10 protein-coding genes and 1 pseudogene are annotated in these 14,206 nt (G+C 68.7%); all 11 read left to right on the forward strand.

The features are described from left to right. A pseudogene (locus ASD35_RS27565) lies at positions 1-319 on the forward strand (hypothetical protein); the annotation flags it as partial. Between the two features lie 105 nt (positions 320-424). Then, on the forward strand, positions 425-2,194 hold the full coding sequence (locus tag ASD35_RS09800; RefSeq protein WP_056874757.1) for a glycoside hydrolase family 9 protein: 1,770 nt from the start codon (positions 425-427) through the stop codon (positions 2,192-2,194). Positions 2,195-2,216: 22 nt separating this feature from the next. Then, a complete protein-coding gene (locus tag ASD35_RS09805) occupies positions 2,217-3,752 on the forward strand; it encodes a hypothetical protein (RefSeq protein ID WP_157275478.1) in 1,536 nt (511 codons plus the stop codon). Further along, a complete protein-coding gene (locus tag ASD35_RS09810; protein ID WP_056874759.1) occupies positions 3,749-5,059 on the forward strand; it encodes an MFS transporter in 1,311 nt (436 codons plus the stop codon). Before ASD35_RS09805 ends, ASD35_RS09810 begins: the two co-directional genes overlap by 4 nt. A 179-nt stretch (positions 5,060-5,238) precedes the next feature. After that, positions 5,239-7,572, forward strand: a complete 2,334-nt coding sequence (locus ASD35_RS09815; RefSeq protein ID WP_056874760.1) for a bifunctional salicylyl-CoA 5-hydroxylase/oxidoreductase — start codon at positions 5,239-5,241, stop codon at positions 7,570-7,572. After that, positions 7,569-8,306, forward strand: coding sequence for an SDR family NAD(P)-dependent oxidoreductase (locus tag ASD35_RS09820; RefSeq protein WP_056874761.1), 738 nt, complete (start codon positions 7,569-7,571; stop codon positions 8,304-8,306). Before ASD35_RS09815 ends, ASD35_RS09820 begins: the two co-directional genes overlap by 4 nt. After that, positions 8,306-8,785, forward strand: coding sequence for a MarR family winged helix-turn-helix transcriptional regulator (locus ASD35_RS09825; protein WP_056874762.1), 480 nt, complete (start codon positions 8,306-8,308; stop codon positions 8,783-8,785). Before ASD35_RS09820 ends, ASD35_RS09825 begins: the two co-directional genes overlap by 1 nt. After that, complete coding sequence (locus ASD35_RS09830) at positions 8,782-9,621, forward strand: enoyl-CoA hydratase family protein (protein ID WP_056874763.1); 840 nt, start codon at positions 8,782-8,784, stop codon at positions 9,619-9,621. The genes ASD35_RS09825 and ASD35_RS09830 overlap by 4 nt, the downstream gene beginning before the upstream one ends. Positions 9,622-9,623: 2 nt before the next feature. Further along, positions 9,624-10,763, forward strand: coding sequence for an acyl-CoA dehydrogenase family protein (locus ASD35_RS09835; RefSeq protein ID WP_056874764.1), 1,140 nt, complete (start codon positions 9,624-9,626; stop codon positions 10,761-10,763). Positions 10,764-10,770: 7 nt separating this feature from the next. Beyond that, complete coding sequence (locus ASD35_RS09840) at positions 10,771-12,375, forward strand: benzoate-CoA ligase family protein (protein WP_056874765.1); 1,605 nt, start codon at positions 10,771-10,773, stop codon at positions 12,373-12,375. A 23-nt stretch (positions 12,376-12,398) separates the two neighbouring features. Then, the gene (locus ASD35_RS09845; RefSeq protein ID WP_056874971.1) at positions 12,399-13,562 is read left to right on the forward strand and encodes an ABC transporter substrate-binding protein; all 1,164 of its coding nucleotides are present in this window, start codon (positions 12,399-12,401) and stop codon (positions 13,560-13,562) included. Positions 13,563-14,206: the final 644 nt, after the last annotated feature.

Here is a 14,206-nt window from a genome sequence, read left to right on the forward strand (position 1 = left end):
AACGCATGGCTTCCTCAGCATGCCGCTGTACGCAGCACCCAACAGCGTCATCGCCTGGGGTGCCGAGACCGAGAAGCCGGACTACGACTACGCCCGCGGCACGGTGCTGCGCGTGTTCGAGCTGGCCGACGGGGCCAGCGCGGGCTTCACGGTCGTGGGCATGGACGGCACGGTGGCTGCACGCGGCACGGTCAGCCGCCAGGGCGGCAGCTACACGGCCCAGGTGAGCGAAGGGGCGCTGCGCGACTGGTGCATCGAGGTCGATGGGCGCCGCAGTGCGGTGGTGGGCGAAGGGCGTGAACAGCGCTGGAGCGTCTGATGTCGCGCACCGCCGCCGGTCGACCCACGGCCGGGCGGCGGTGCGCCACCTTGGCAACGACCCCAATACAGTCGCGCTGACAACGCTGTCACAATCCTTGCCCACATGAAGATCCAAGCCCTTTTCACCCCGCTGGCGTTGCGCCGGCGCTGGCGTTCTGCGAGTTCACTGGTGGTGCTGGCCGGCCTGTTCTCCGCAGGCGCCGCGCAGGCGCAGGGTGTCGCCGTCAACCAGGTCGGCTACCTGCCCAACGCCGCCAAATGGGCGGCGCTGCCGGGCGCGGCAGGGGACGAGTTCCGCCTCGTGCGCGTCGGCGGCGGTGAGGTCGCGCTGCGTGGCCGCCTGGGGCCAGCACAGACCTGGGCGCCGGCGGGCCAGGCGGTGCGACTGGCCGACTTCTCCGCATTGACCGAGCCGGGGGAGTACGAGCTGCGCGCCGACGGCGTGCCGGCGTCGCCGCGCATCCGCGTCGCGGCGGACGCCTATGCCGCGCTGACCGCAGCCAGCCTGAAGGCCTTCTACTTCAACCGCGCCAGCACGGCGCTGGATGCCCGCCATGCGGGCCGCTGGGCCCGCCCGGCCGGCCACCCGGATACCGACGTGCTGGTGCATGCCTCGGCCGCCAGCGCCAAGCGGCCCGAAGGCACGCGCATCTCTTCGCCCAAGGGCTGGTACGACGCGGGCGACTACAACAAGTACATCGTCAATTCCGGCATCACCGTCTACACGCTGCTGTCCGCCTGGGAGCAGTTCCCAGAGCTGTTCAAGGCGCTGACGCTCGACATCCCCGAGAGCGCCGAGAACAGCAAGGACCTGCCCGACGTGCTCGACGAGGTGCTGTGGAACCTCGAATGGATGCTGACGATGCAGGACCCCGCGGACGGCGGCGTCTATCACAAGCTCACCAACAAGGGCTTCGACGGCAACCAGATGCCGCACCAGACACGCGGCGAGCGCTACGTCGTGCAGAAGAGCACCGCCGCCACGCTGGACTTCGCCGCCGTGATGGCCCATGCCAGCCGCGTGTTCGCGCCGTTCGAGGCGCAGCGGCCGGGCCTGTCGGCGCGCATGCAGCAGGCTGCCCGTGACGCCTGGCGCTGGGCGCAGGCGAATCCGAAGGCGGTCTACCGCCAGCCCGCCGACATCAAGACGGGCGAGTACGGCGACGCCAAGCTGGACGACGAGTTCGCCTGGGCCGCCGCCGAGCTCTACATCACGACCGGCGAGGCCAGTTACCGCGAAGCCCTGGCGCTGGAGAAGCAGCCCATCGGCGTGCCCAGCTGGAGCGACGTGGGCGGGCTCGCGTGGATGAGCCTGGCGCAGAACCGCGGCAAGCTGCCCAAGGCGGACGCGGACCTCGTGGCCCGGCGCGTGCGCGGCTTCGGCGCCGAACTCGCCGCCACCTGGCGGGCATCGGCCTACCGGCTCACGATGGAGGCGCCCGCCGACTTCGTCTGGGGCAGCAACGCCCAGGCGCTGAACCAGGCGCTGATGCTGATCCAGGCCTACCGCCTCAGCCAGGAGCGTGCCCAGCTCGACGCGGCCCAGTCGGTGCTGGACTACGTGCTCGGCCGCAACCCGCTCGGCATGAGCTACGTGACCGGTATCGGCCAGCGCACGCCGATGCACCCGCATCACCGGCCATCCAGTGCCGACGGCGTCGAGCCACCGGTGCCCGGTTTCATCGTCGGCGGCCCCAACCCCGGCCAGCAGGACCAGAACGGCTGCCCCGTGCGCTACGCCTCCAAGCTGCCGGCGCTGTCCTATATCGACCATGACTGCAGCTATGCGGCCAACGAGGTGGCCATCAACTGGAATGCGCCGCTGGTCTATGTGTCGGCGGCGCTGCAGGCGCTGACGCCGGCGGGCCGATAAGAACAAAGCAAGGGAGGAGACGATGCGGCACTGCAAATGGCTGCTGACGTTGTGCGTGAGCCTGCTCGCCTGGAGTTCGTCGGCCTGGTCAGCGCCCTGGCTGCTGGCCGAGAGCAAGCATTTCCGCGTGCTGGCGCAGACGTCCAAGCGCATGGCCGAAAGCCGGGTGCAGGACCTCGAACGCCTGCACGAGGCCATGCTGATGACGCTGGGCGTCGGCCAGAGCCTGGCGCGGCCGCCGTTTCCCATCGTGCTCAGCGACGATCCGGATCTCATCGGCAAGGTCCATCCCTACCTGCGTGATCGCAAGCTGGCCGGCCTCTTCGTCTCGGGCACCGACGGCGCGCTGGCTTTCGCGGTCAACCATCCGATGTCGCAGGACTTCACCGGCCAGGTGCTCTTCCATGAGTATGCGCACCGCATGATGGCGCAGTACGCGCGCATGGCCTACCCGGCGTGGTACGTCGAAGGCTTTGCAGAGTACTTCGGCGCCACGATCATCGCCCGTGGCGCGATCGAGATCGGCGCGTTCAACCCGAACGCCGGCATCTTGGCCCACCGCAGCTGGCTGCAGCCGGCCAGGCTGCTCAAGCCGGGCTTCCAGTCCACCGGCGAGAAGGACATCGACGACAGCAACATGGGCGTCTTCTATGCGCAGTCCTGGCTGCTGACCCATTACGTGCTGTCCAAGACCGAGCGCGTGCAGCGCTTCAACGAGTACTTCCGCCGCGTTGCTGCCGGTGAGGACGCGCTGGCGACGCTGGAGCCCGCCACCGGCATCGCGCCCAATCGCCTGAACAGCGAGCTGCGCCGGCACCTGGACAACCTTTACGTCGCCCAGATACCGGCCGGTGCGCTGGCCACGGTGCGCATCACCGAGCTGCCCGACGAGCAGGCCGAAGCCGAGTTCGACGGCATGGTCATCACCGCCGGCCCCGAGGCGGCGCATGGCAAGGCTGTCCTGGCCCGCCTGCAGGCCCGTGTGCAGAAGGCCGGCGGCGACCGCGCGCCCGACGTGATGCGCTGGGCCTTGGCCCATGCCCAGATCCGCTACGGTGATGTCGACAAGGCCTTGGAGATCCTGGCCCCCTGGGCGCAGCAGGACGCACCGCCCTTCGAAGCCAACCGACTGCTCGGCTGGGCGTGGCAGGGCGCGGCTGCCCACGCAAGCGGCGCCGACCGCACCGCCGCGCTGGAGCAGGCACGCGCTTCGTTGATGGCGGCCTACAAGCAGCGCCGCAACGATGCGCCCACGCTGTATCAGCTGGCCCGCGTGCTCGGCACCAAGGGCGTGAGCCCCAGCATGACCAACGCGGCCGACGGGGCCAGCGTGCTGGAGCCCCAGGTCGGCGACTACGTCTACCTCGCCATCTGGGCGCATCTCGAATCCGGCAACCGCGACAAGGCGCAGCGCGGCCTGCAGACGCTGGCCAGCAACCCGCATGGCGGCGAAGCCACCGACCGGGCGCGTGCCGCGCTGCAGGCTCTCCAATCCGACCAGGCGACGTCCGACGTCATCGCACTGCTGAACGGCAGCAAGAAAGTCCCCACACCATGACCCAGAAACTCCGCCACCCGCTCACCTGGGTGCCCTCGCTCTACCTGGCCATGGGCCTGCCCAATGTGATGGTGGGCGTCGTCGCCGCCATCATCTACAAGAACCTGGGCGTCTCCAACGAGGACATCGCGCTCTACACCTCGCAGATGTACCTGCCGTGGGTGCTCAAGCCGCTGTGGGCGCCGCTGCTGGAGGCCTACCGCAGCAAGCGCTTCTGGGTCATCAGCATGGAGTTCACGATGGCCGCCGGGCTGGGGCTCGTGGCGCTGTGCCTGCCGCTGGAGGGCTTCTTCAAACTCTCGCTGGCCTTCTTCTGGCTCGTCGGCTTCGCGTCGGCCACGCAGGACACCTGCGCCGACGGCGTCTTCATGACCACCGTCTCCAAGACCGACCAGGCGCGCTACTCCGGCCTGCAGGGGATGTGCTGGAACATGGGTGCGGTCGTGGCCTCGGGCCTGTTCGTGTCGCTGACGGGCTACCTGCACAACCACATGGGCATGAGCTGGGTGCAGTGCTGGGTCATCGTCGTGTCGCTCGCCGCGTCGGCGATGGCGCTGTTCGGCCTGTGGCACTGGCGTGTGCTGCCGCCGGGCGCGCCGTCCACGCTGCAGGGCCAGGGCCTGGCCGTCGGCATGACCGGCATGCGCGAGGCCTGGGTCACCTTCTTCAAGAAGCCGCAGATCTGGATGATGCTGGCGGTCATCTTCTTCTACCGTTTCGGCGAGGGTTTCATCGAGAAGTTCGGCCCGCTGTTCCTGCTCGACTCGGTGGCCGCCGGCGGCCTGGGCCTGGACAACGAGTCGCTCGGCCACATCAACGGCACGGTGGGCACGCTGGCCTTCATCGCAGGCGCCTTCCTCGGCGGCTTCTTCGTCGCCAAGCGCACGTTGCCGCGCAGCTTCTTCACGCTGGCGCTCGTGCTCAACATCCCGCACCTGACCTATTTCTATCTCGCCCAGACGATGCCGACCGACACGGTCACCGTCGCGGCCATCGTCGCCCTCGAGAAGTTCGGCTTCGGCATGGGCTCCGTGGGCCACATGCTGTACATGATGCAGCAGATCGCCCCGGGCCCCTTCCGCATGGCCCACTACGCGATGGCCACCGGCGTCATGGCGCTGACGAAGTGGGGCACCGGCACTGTCAGCGGCTTCATGTGGAACATGGTGGACCACAACTACATCAGCTTCTTCGGCTGGGTGCTGATCTTCTCGATACCGCCCGTCGTGCTGGCCTGGCTGGCGCCCTTCCCGCATGATCACGAGGAAGCCGGCATTGCCGGTGAGGCGCCGGTCGGGGCGCATTGAGGCAACTGCCGCTGGACCTGCGGTCAGCTGGCCATGGCCGCGGCGGCCGCCGCCGCGCTGCCAGCGACGCGGCTCGCGCAGGCGAAACCTGGGGTTTGTCCGCCGCCCCACACCGCTGCCAGATGCTTGACGTTTGAACTATTGATTTCTAAAGTGATACGCAAGGAGGGCCCGTGCCCATGCGTATCACCTGTGTCGGTGGCGGCCCCGCCGGCCTGTACTTCGCGCTGCTGATGAAAAAGGCGGACCCGGCGCATGTCGTCCGGGTGTTGGAGCGCAACCGCGCGGGTGACACGTTCGGCTGGGGCGTCGTGCTGTCCGACCAGACGGTGGACGCGCTGCGCGAGGCCGACCCTGAAACGGCGGCGCAGATCAGCGACGCCTTCAATCACTGGGACGACATCGCCGTCCACATCGGCGGGCGCACCATCGTCTCCGGCGGCCATGGCTTCTGCGGCATTGGTCGCAAGAAGCTGCTGAACATCCTGCAGGCCCGCTGCGAACAACTCGGCGTCGAACTGGTCTACGAAGCCGACGTGCCCGATGACGCAGAGATCGACGCCGACCTCATCATCGCGGCGGACGGCCTGAACAGCCGCATCCGCCAGAAGTACGCCGCCACGTACCAGCCCGATGTCGACCTGCGCCAATGCCGTTTCGTGTGGCTGGGGACGACCAGGCTTTTCGATGCCTTCACGTTCGACTTCCAGCCCACCGAGTGGGGCTGGTTCCAGGCGCACGCCTACCGCTTCGACGCGACGCATTCGACCTTCATCGTCGAGGCGCCCGAAGCCGTCTGGCGCGCCGCGGGCCTGGAGGACATGAGCAAGGAGGAGGGCATCGCCTTCTGCGAGAAGCTCTTTGCCAAGGTGCTGGACGGCCATCCACTCATCTCCAACGCCGGCCACCTGCGCGGCTCGGCGCAGTGGATCCGCTTCCCGCGCGTGGTCTGCAAGACCTGGGTGCACCACAACGGCAGGGCTCCTGTCGTGCTGATGGGCGACGCGGCCCACACGGCGCATTTCTCCATCGGCTCGGGCACCAAGCTGGCGCTGGAAGATGCGATCGACCTCGCGCGCGACATCCAGGCGCATGACGACCTCGCCGACGCGCTAAAAGCCTACGAGGCCACGCGCAGCGTCGAGGTGCTGCGCATCCAGAACGCGGCGCGCAATTCGACCGAATGGTTCGAGAACGTCGAGCGCCACGCGCGCCTGGCGCCCGAGCAGTTCGCCTATTCGCTGCTGACGCGCTCGCAGCGCATCTCGCACGAGAACCTGCGGCTGCGCGATGCGCGCTATGTCGGCGAGTTCGAGCGCTGGCTGGCGGGCCGCAGCGGCGTGGACGCGCAGGTGCCGCCCATGTTCACGCCCTTCCAGCTGCGCGGCCTCAGGCTGAAGAACCGCGTCGCCGTGTCGCCGATGGCGCAGTACAGCTGCGTGGACGGCGTGCCGGGCGACTACCACCTGGCGCACCTGGGTGCACGCGCACTAGGCGGCGCGGGCCTCGTGTTTGCCGAGATGACCTGCGTGTCGCCCGACGCGCGCATCACGCCCGGCTGCCCCGGCCTGTGGAGCGATGCGCAGGGCGCCGCCTGGCAGCGTATTGTCGATTTCGTGCATGCCAACGGCAGCGCGGCCATCGCGATGCAGCTGGGCCATGCCGGCCCCAAGGGTTCGACCTGCGTGCCCTGGCGCGGTGGCGAGGACCAGCCGCTGCCGTCCGGCAACTGGCCGCTGCTGGCGGCGAGCGAGCAGCAGTACCTTCCCGGCACCAGCCAGGTCGCCCACGCGATGACGCGCGCCGACATGGACCGGGTGCGTGACGACTTCGTTGCCGCCGCCAAGCGCGCCGCCACGGCGGGCTTCGACTGGCTGGAGCTGCATTGCGCGCACGGCTACCTGCTGTCCAGCTTCATCTCGCCGCTGACGAACCAGCGCGCCGATGCGTACGGCGGCTCGCTGGACAACCGGCTGCGCTATCCGCTGGAGGTCTTCACGGCGCTGCGCGAGGTCTGGCCGGCGGACCGGCCGATGTCGGTGCGCATCTCGGCGCACGACTGGGTGCCCGGCGGCACGACGCCGGAGGATGCCGTGGCCATCGCCGCCGCCTTCAAGGACGCCGGTGCCGACCTCATCGACGTCTCCTCCGGCCAGGTCAGCAAGGCGCAGAAGCCGGTCTACGGTCGCATGTACCAGACACCGTTTGCGGAAAGCATCCGCAACCGCGTCGGCATCGCGACGATGGCCGTCGGCGCCATCTCCGAGGCCGACCATGTCAACAGCATCATCGCGTCCGGCCGTGCCGACCTCTGCGCGATCGCGCGGCCGCACCTGGCCAACCCGGCCTGGACGCTGACCGAGGCCGCCCGCATCGGCTATGCCGGCCCCATCGGCCTGGCATGGCCCCGGCAGTACCTCTCGGGCAAGAGCCAGCTGGAGCGCGAGTTCGAGCGCCAGCGCTCGGCGGGCGTCGCAGCGGCCGAGCAGGCGAACAAGGCGTTGGGCGTATGAAGCAGCAGCACGCAGTCATCACAGGCGGTGGCAGCGGCATTGGCGCCGCCATCGCGAAGCGGCTGCTGGCCGACGGCCTGCGCGTGACGCTGATGGGGCGCAGCCACGCACGGCTGCTCAGCGCGCAGGCGGCATTGGGCGACGTGGCCGTTCAGGTCTGCGACGTCGGCGACGAAGACAGCGTCACCGACGCCTTCGCGGCCGTGGGCGACGTGGACATCCTCGTCAACAACGCCGGCCAGGTCGAGACGGCGCCGGTGGCGCGCACGTCGCTGGAGCTCTGGCAGCGCCTGCTGAACGTGAATCTCACCGGCAGCTTCCTGTGCAGCCGCGCCGTGCTGCCCGGCATGGTGGCGCGCGGGCAGGGCCGCATCGTCAACGTGGCCAGCACCGCGGCACTGAAGGGCTATGCCTATGTGGCAGCCTACTGCGCCGCCAAGCACGGTGTGCTGGGCCTGACGCGCGCCATGGCGCTGGAGGTGGCGGCCAAGGGCGTCACGGTGAACGCCGTCTGCCCCGGCTACACCGAGACCGACATCGTCGCGAATGCCGTCGACACCATCGTCGCCAAGACCGGCCGCACAGCGGCGCAGGCACGAGCCGAGTTGGCCAAGGCCAACCCGCAAGGCCGGCTGATTCAGCCCGAGGAAGTGGCCGACACCATCGCCTGGCTCATCCAAGCCGCGGCCGTCAACGGCCAGGCCATCGCCGTCTGCGGCGGGGAGACGATGTGATGTCGGCCTCCGAGATGGACCTCGAAACCCGGCTGTCCGACGCCGACCACCAGGCGCTGAAGCTCTGGTTGCGCCTGCTGTCCTGCACCACGCGCGTGGAAGACCAGATCCGCCAGCGGCTGCGCCAGGAGTTCGGCACCACGCTGCCGCGCTTCGACCTGCTGGCGCAGCTGGAGCGCCACCCCGACGGCCTGACGATGCGCGAGCTGTCCAAGCGCCTGATGGTGACCGGCGGCAACGTGACCGGCATCACCGACCAGCTCGAGGCCGAAGGCCTGGTGCTGCGCGAGACGCGCGCCGACGACCGGCGCAGCTTCATCGTCAGGCTGACGCCACAGGGGCGCAAGCAGTTCAAGCGCATGGCCGCCACGCACGAGGGCTGGATCGTGGAGCTGTTTGCCGGCTGGACGCCGGCGCAGAAGGCGCAGGTCCACGAGCTGCTCGCGCAACTCAAGATGCATCTGAAGGACAACACATGACCCCGCACCTGGCATCCGGCAACAGCCAAAGCCTGGCCGGCTACAAACCCGCGCACTTCGGCTGGCAGCAACAGGGCGCGGTCGGCGTCATCACGCTGAACCGCCCGGAGCGCAAGAACCCGCTGACCTTCGAGTCCTATGCCGAACTGCGTGACCTTTTCCGCCGCCTGGCCTATGTGAGCGACGTGAAGGCCATCGTCATCCAGGGCGCCGGCGGCAACTTCTGCTCGGGCGGCGACGTGCACGAGATCATCGGCCCGCTGACCGGCATGAGCATGCCCGACCTGCTGGCTTTCACGCGCATGACGGGCGATCTCGTCAAGGCCATGCGTGCCTGCCCGCAGCCCATCATCTCGGCCATCGACGGCGTCTGCGCCGGCGCGGGCGCCATCATGGCGATGGCCTCGGACCTGCGCGTGGGCACGGCGCGCAGCAGGACGGCCTTCCTGTTCACGCGCGTGGGCCTGGCCGGCTGCGACATGGGCGCCTGCGCGATGCTGCCGCGCATCGTCGGCCAGGGCCGCGCGTCGGACCTGCTCTACAGCGGTCGCAGCCTGGGTGGCGAGGAGGCGCTGGCCTGGGGCTTCCTGAACCGCCTGGTGGAGCCCGAACAGCTGCTGAATGAAGCGGCCGCCTGGGCCGGCGAGATTGCCGCAGGCCCGAACTTCGGCCACGCGATGACCAAGCGCATGCTGCACCTGGAATGGGCCATGGGCGTGGACGAGGCCATCGAGTCCGAAGCGCAGGCGCAGGCGATCTGCATGATGACCCAGGACTTCCACCGCGCGTACGAGGCGTTCGTCGCCAAGCAGAAGCCCGCCTTCCAGGGGGACTGAGGATGGACCATCTCGACTGGCCGTTCTTCCACGCCAAGCACCGCGAGCTGGCGGCGGCGCTGGATGCGTGGTGCGGCGAGCATCTGCAGCATGTCGACCACGATGGCGATGTCGACGCGCAATGCCGCGCGCTGGTCGCGCAGCTCGGCGCGGCCGGCTGGCTGGACCATGCGGTGGCCGGTGAAGGCCAGGCCATCGACACGCGCGCGATCTGCCTGATCCGCGAGACGCTGGCCAGGCATGACGGTCTGGCCGACTTCGCCTTCGCGATGCAGGGCCTGGGCTCGGGCGCCATCTCGCTGCAGGGCACAGCCGAGCAGCGCGAACGCTACCTGTCGCGCGTGGCCCGCGGCGAGGCGCTGGCCGCCTTCGCGCTGTCCGAGCCCGACGCCGGCTCCGACGTCGCGGCCCTGCAATGCAGCGCCACCGAAGATGGCGACGCCTATCTGCTGAACGGCGAGAAGACCTGGATCTCCAACGGCGGCATTGCGGACTTCTATGTGCTGTTCGCCCGCACGGGCGAAGCCCCCGGTTCGCGCGGCATCAGTGCCTTCATCGTCGATGCCGGCCTGCCGGGCTTCGACATCGCCGAGCGCATAGCCGTCATCGCGCCGCACCCGCTCGCGCGCCTGCGCTTCACGAATTGCCGCGTGGCCAAGAGCCAGATGCTCGGCTCGCCGGGCGAAGGCTTCAAGCTGGCCATGCGCACGCTGGACGTCTTCCGCACCTCGGTCGCCGCCGCCGCGCTGGGGTTCGCGCGCCGTGCCTTGCAGGAAGGCCTCCAGCAAGCCAAGGCCCGCCCCATGTTCGGCGCGCGCCTGGCCGACCTGCCGCTGACGCAGGCCAAGCTGGCCGACATGGCCTGCACGGTGGACTCGTCCGCGCTGATGGTCTACCGCGCGGCCTGGCTGCGCGACCAGGGCCGCACGATCACGAAGGAGGCCGCGATGGCCAAGCTGATGGCCACCGAAGGCGCACAGCAGGTCATCGACGCGGCCGTGCAGCTCTTCGGTGGCCGCGGCGTGCGGCGCGGCGAGATCGTCGAGTCGCTCTACCGCGAGATCCGCGCACTGCGCATCTACGAGGGCGCCAGCGAAGTGCAGCAACTCATCATCGGTCGCGAACTGCTCAAGCAAGCCTGAGGACGTCATGCACCCATCGGCCCATCTGGATACCTTCGCAAGAGACCATCTCCCGCCGCAGGACCAGTGGCCGGAGCTGGTGTTCGACCTGCCCGAGCTGCAGTTCGGGCCGAAGCTGAACGCCGCCACGGAGCTGCTGGACCGCTGGGTGCAGGACGGGCAGGGCGACCGGCCCTGCGTGCAGGGCGCCGGCGTGCGCTGGACCTATGCCGAACTGCAGGCGGAGTCCAACCGCATCGCCCATGTGCTGGTCGAGGAGCTGGGCGTCGTGCCCGGCAACCGCGTGCTGCTGCGCGGTGCCAACACGCCGCAGCTGGCGGCCTGCTGGTTCGCCGTCATCAAGGCCGGCGCGATCGCGGTCGCGACCATGCCGCTGCTGCGTGCCGTGGAGCTGGGCAAGGTCATCGCCAAGGCCGAGGTCACGCATGCGCTGTGCGATGCGGCGCTGGCCGGCGAGCTGGCGGCCGCCCAGCTGCAGAACCCGGTGCTGCGCGGCATCTGTCACTTCCGCAGCGCCGCGCCGGATGGCCTGGAAGCCCGCGCCGCGCGGCAGCCGGCATGGTTCACCAACGTCGACACCGCCAGCGACGACTGCGCGCTGATCGCCTTCACCTCGGGCACCACGGGCCAGCCCAAGGGCACGATGCATTTCCATCGCGACATCCTCGCGATCTGCCGCTGCTGGCCGCCGCATTGCCTGCGCGCCGATGCGAGCGATGTGTTCATCGGCAGCCCGCCGCTGGCCTTCACCTTCGGGCTCGGCGGCCTGCTGCTGTTCCCGATGAGCGTCGGCGCGTCGGCCGTGCTGCTGGAGAAGCCGGCGCCCGATGCGCTGCTGGCGGCGATGGCCGAGCACCGCGCGACGGTCTGCTTCACGGCACCGACGTCCTACCGCGCGATGGCGCCGCTGGTGGGTCAGCACGATCTTTCGTCCCTGCGCAAATGCGTCAGTGCGGGCGAGGCCCTGCCGGCCGCGACGCGCGCGTTGTGGAAGCAGGCCACCGGCATCGAGCTGATCGACGGCATCGGCGCCACGGAGCTGCTGCACATCTTCATCTCGCACACCGAAGACACCGCCAAGCCCGGTGCGACCGGCAGGCCCGTGCCGGGCTACCAGGCCTGCATCCTCGACGACGGCGGCCAGCCGCTGCGCGCAGGCCAGGTCGGCCACTTGGCCGTGAAAGGCCCCACGGGCTGCCGCTATCTCGCCGACGAGCGCCAGCACCAGTACGTGCAGGACGGGTGGAATCTCACCGGCGACTCGTATCTCATCGACGACGACGGCTACTTCGTCTATCAGGCACGCACCGACGACATGATCATCTCCGGCGGCTACAACATCGCCGGTCCCGAGGTGGAGGCCGCGCTGCTGAGCCACCCGGCGGTGGCCGAATGCGCCGTCATCGGCGTGCCCGACGAGGAACGCGGCCAGCTCGTCAAGGCCTTCGTCGTGCTGCGCGAGGGGCATGCCGGTGACGTGCGTGCCTTGCAGGAGCACGTGAAGGCCACGATCGCGCCCTACAAGTACCCGCGTGCCATCGAGTTCCGTGCCACGCTGCCGCGCACCGAGACCGGCAAGCTGCAGCGCTTCCGACTCAGAGACACTGCCTGACCCTTTGCATGGAGACCACGCGCATGAAGAAGACCCTCGCCGCCGTTGCCGTCAGCCTCGCCCTGTTGCCCGCGGCCCAGGCCGCAGACAAGCTCAAGGTCGGGTTTCTCAGCACGCTGTCCGGCCCCGGCGCCGGCCTGGGTGTGGACATCCGCGACGGCTTTGCGCTGGGCTTGAAGCACAACGGTGGCAAGCTGGGCGGCCTGCCCGTGGAGGTGGTCACGGCCGACGACCAGCAGAACCCCGAGGTCGCCAAGCAGAGCGCCGAGCGCCTCATCAAGCGCGACAAGGTCGACTTCATGACCGGCATCGTGTTCTCCAACGTCATGCTGGCCGTCGGGCCTTCGGTGTTCGACGCCAAGATTCCCTACATCAGCGCCAACGCCGGCCCGTCGCAGTACGCGGGCGAGCAGTGCAACTCGTACTTCTTCAACGTGGCCTGGCAGAACGACAACCTGCACGAGGCCGTGGGCAAGACGGTGGCGGAGAAGGGCTTCAAGAAGCTGGTGCTGCTGGCGCCCAACTACCCGGCGGGCAAGGACGCGATGACGGGCTTCAAGCGCTACTACAAGGGCGCGGTGGTCGAGGAGATCTACACCAAGCTGGGCCAGCTGGACTACGCGGCCGAGCTGGCGCAGGCGCGCGCCGCCAAGCCGGATGCGATGTACATCTTCCTGCCCGGTGGCATGGGCATCAATTTCATCAAGCAGTTCGTCGGCGCGGGGCTGTCCAAGGACGTGACGCTGTTCGGGCCGGGGTTCTCGGCGGACGAGGACGTCATCAAGGCGGTGGGTGAGCCGATGCTGGGCATGTTCAACAGCTCGCATTGGGCGCACGACATGGACAACCCGGCGAACAAGAAGTTCGTGGCGGACTTCTTGAAGGACTACGGGCGGTTGCCTTCCTTGTACGCGAGCCAGGGGTATGACGCAGCGTTGTTGATGAATGCGGCGGTGAGGGATGTGAAGGGCAAGGTGGAGGACAAGCCGGCCTTGTTGAAGGCGCTGAAGGTTGCGAAGTTCGATTCGGTGCGCGGACCGTTCAGGTTCAACCGCAACCAGTACCCGGTGCAGGACTACTACCTGCGGGTGGTCACCAAGGATGGGCAGGGCAGGGTGACGAACCGGACGATGGGGAGGATCTTCACGCAGCATGAGGATGCGTACGTCGGTTCTTGCAAGATGTGAGTGTCGTGATGGGCTTGGTGTTGTCCGGTTGCTTTGTGAAGCGTGCGCGCGCTCGTTGCATTGCCGGGAGTCCCGCCCGGCAGCGGGGTAACTTTCTTCTGCGGGGCCAGAAGAAAGTCACCAAAGAAGAGGCCCTGAACCGCACNGCATCACGTGCACGAGTTGCGCCGTGCAACAGCCGCTCGATGACTGGGAAGACGCGAACCGCTGCGCTCTCGCTGCTGTCCTTGTCACCAGCATCACTCATCGCCACTTCAGCCCGCCTAACGCGCGGCTGCACGCCGTGCTCACGAGGAATACCAAAGACAGCGTCGCTCGGGCGACGCAACGGCGCGATGGTTCGTGGCTTCTTCGTAGGTTGGGGTGAGCGCAGCGAACCCCAACACCGCGCCCAACCGCAGGAGCGTCGCCCCAGCGACGCCGCATTCGCTTCTGCTGGTGAGCTCGGCGTGCAGCCGGCGTTAACCGGCGTGAAGGGGCGGTGGATGGTGCTCGTCACAGGGACAGCAGCGAGAGCGCAGCGGGTCGCGTCTGGGCGCCAAGCCGCCGGGCGTTTTCGCGCGCCGCTCCTGGCGGCTTCGCGCTGGCGTGCGGTTCAGGGCCTCTTCTTTGGTGACTTTCTTCTGGCCCCGCAGAAGAAAGTT

Origin of the sequence: Pelomonas sp. Root1444, from assembly GCF_001426885.1 — a bacterium.
In the GTDB taxonomy this organism is placed as follows: Bacteria; Pseudomonadota; Gammaproteobacteria; order Burkholderiales; family Burkholderiaceae_C; genus Pelomonas.

Excerpts from the sequence above, each read along its gene's own strand:
- ASD35_RS09800 (WP_056874757.1), top strand. The coding sequence starts at position 425 with ATGAAGATCCAAGCCCTTTTCACCCCGCTGGCGTTGCGCCGGCGCTGG.
- ASD35_RS09805 (WP_157275478.1), top strand. The coding sequence starts at position 2,217 with ATGCGGCACTGCAAATGGCTGCTGACGTTGTGCGTGAGCCTGCTCGCC.
- ASD35_RS09810 (WP_056874759.1), top strand. The coding sequence starts at position 3,749 with ATGACCCAGAAACTCCGCCACCCGCTCACCTGGGTGCCCTCGCTCTAC.
- ASD35_RS09815 (WP_056874760.1), top strand. The coding sequence starts at position 5,239 with ATGCGTATCACCTGTGTCGGTGGCGGCCCCGCCGGCCTGTACTTCGCG.
- ASD35_RS09820 (WP_056874761.1), top strand. The coding sequence starts at position 7,569 with ATGAAGCAGCAGCACGCAGTCATCACAGGCGGTGGCAGCGGCATTGGC.
- ASD35_RS09825 (WP_056874762.1), top strand. The coding sequence starts at position 8,306 with ATGTCGGCCTCCGAGATGGACCTCGAAACCCGGCTGTCCGACGCCGAC.
- ASD35_RS09830 (WP_056874763.1), top strand. The coding sequence starts at position 8,782 with ATGACCCCGCACCTGGCATCCGGCAACAGCCAAAGCCTGGCCGGCTAC.
- ASD35_RS09835 (WP_056874764.1), top strand. The coding sequence starts at position 9,624 with ATGGACCATCTCGACTGGCCGTTCTTCCACGCCAAGCACCGCGAGCTG.
- ASD35_RS09840 (WP_056874765.1), top strand. The coding sequence starts at position 10,771 with ATGCACCCATCGGCCCATCTGGATACCTTCGCAAGAGACCATCTCCCG.
- ASD35_RS09845 (WP_056874971.1), top strand. The coding sequence starts at position 12,399 with ATGAAGAAGACCCTCGCCGCCGTTGCCGTCAGCCTCGCCCTGTTGCCC.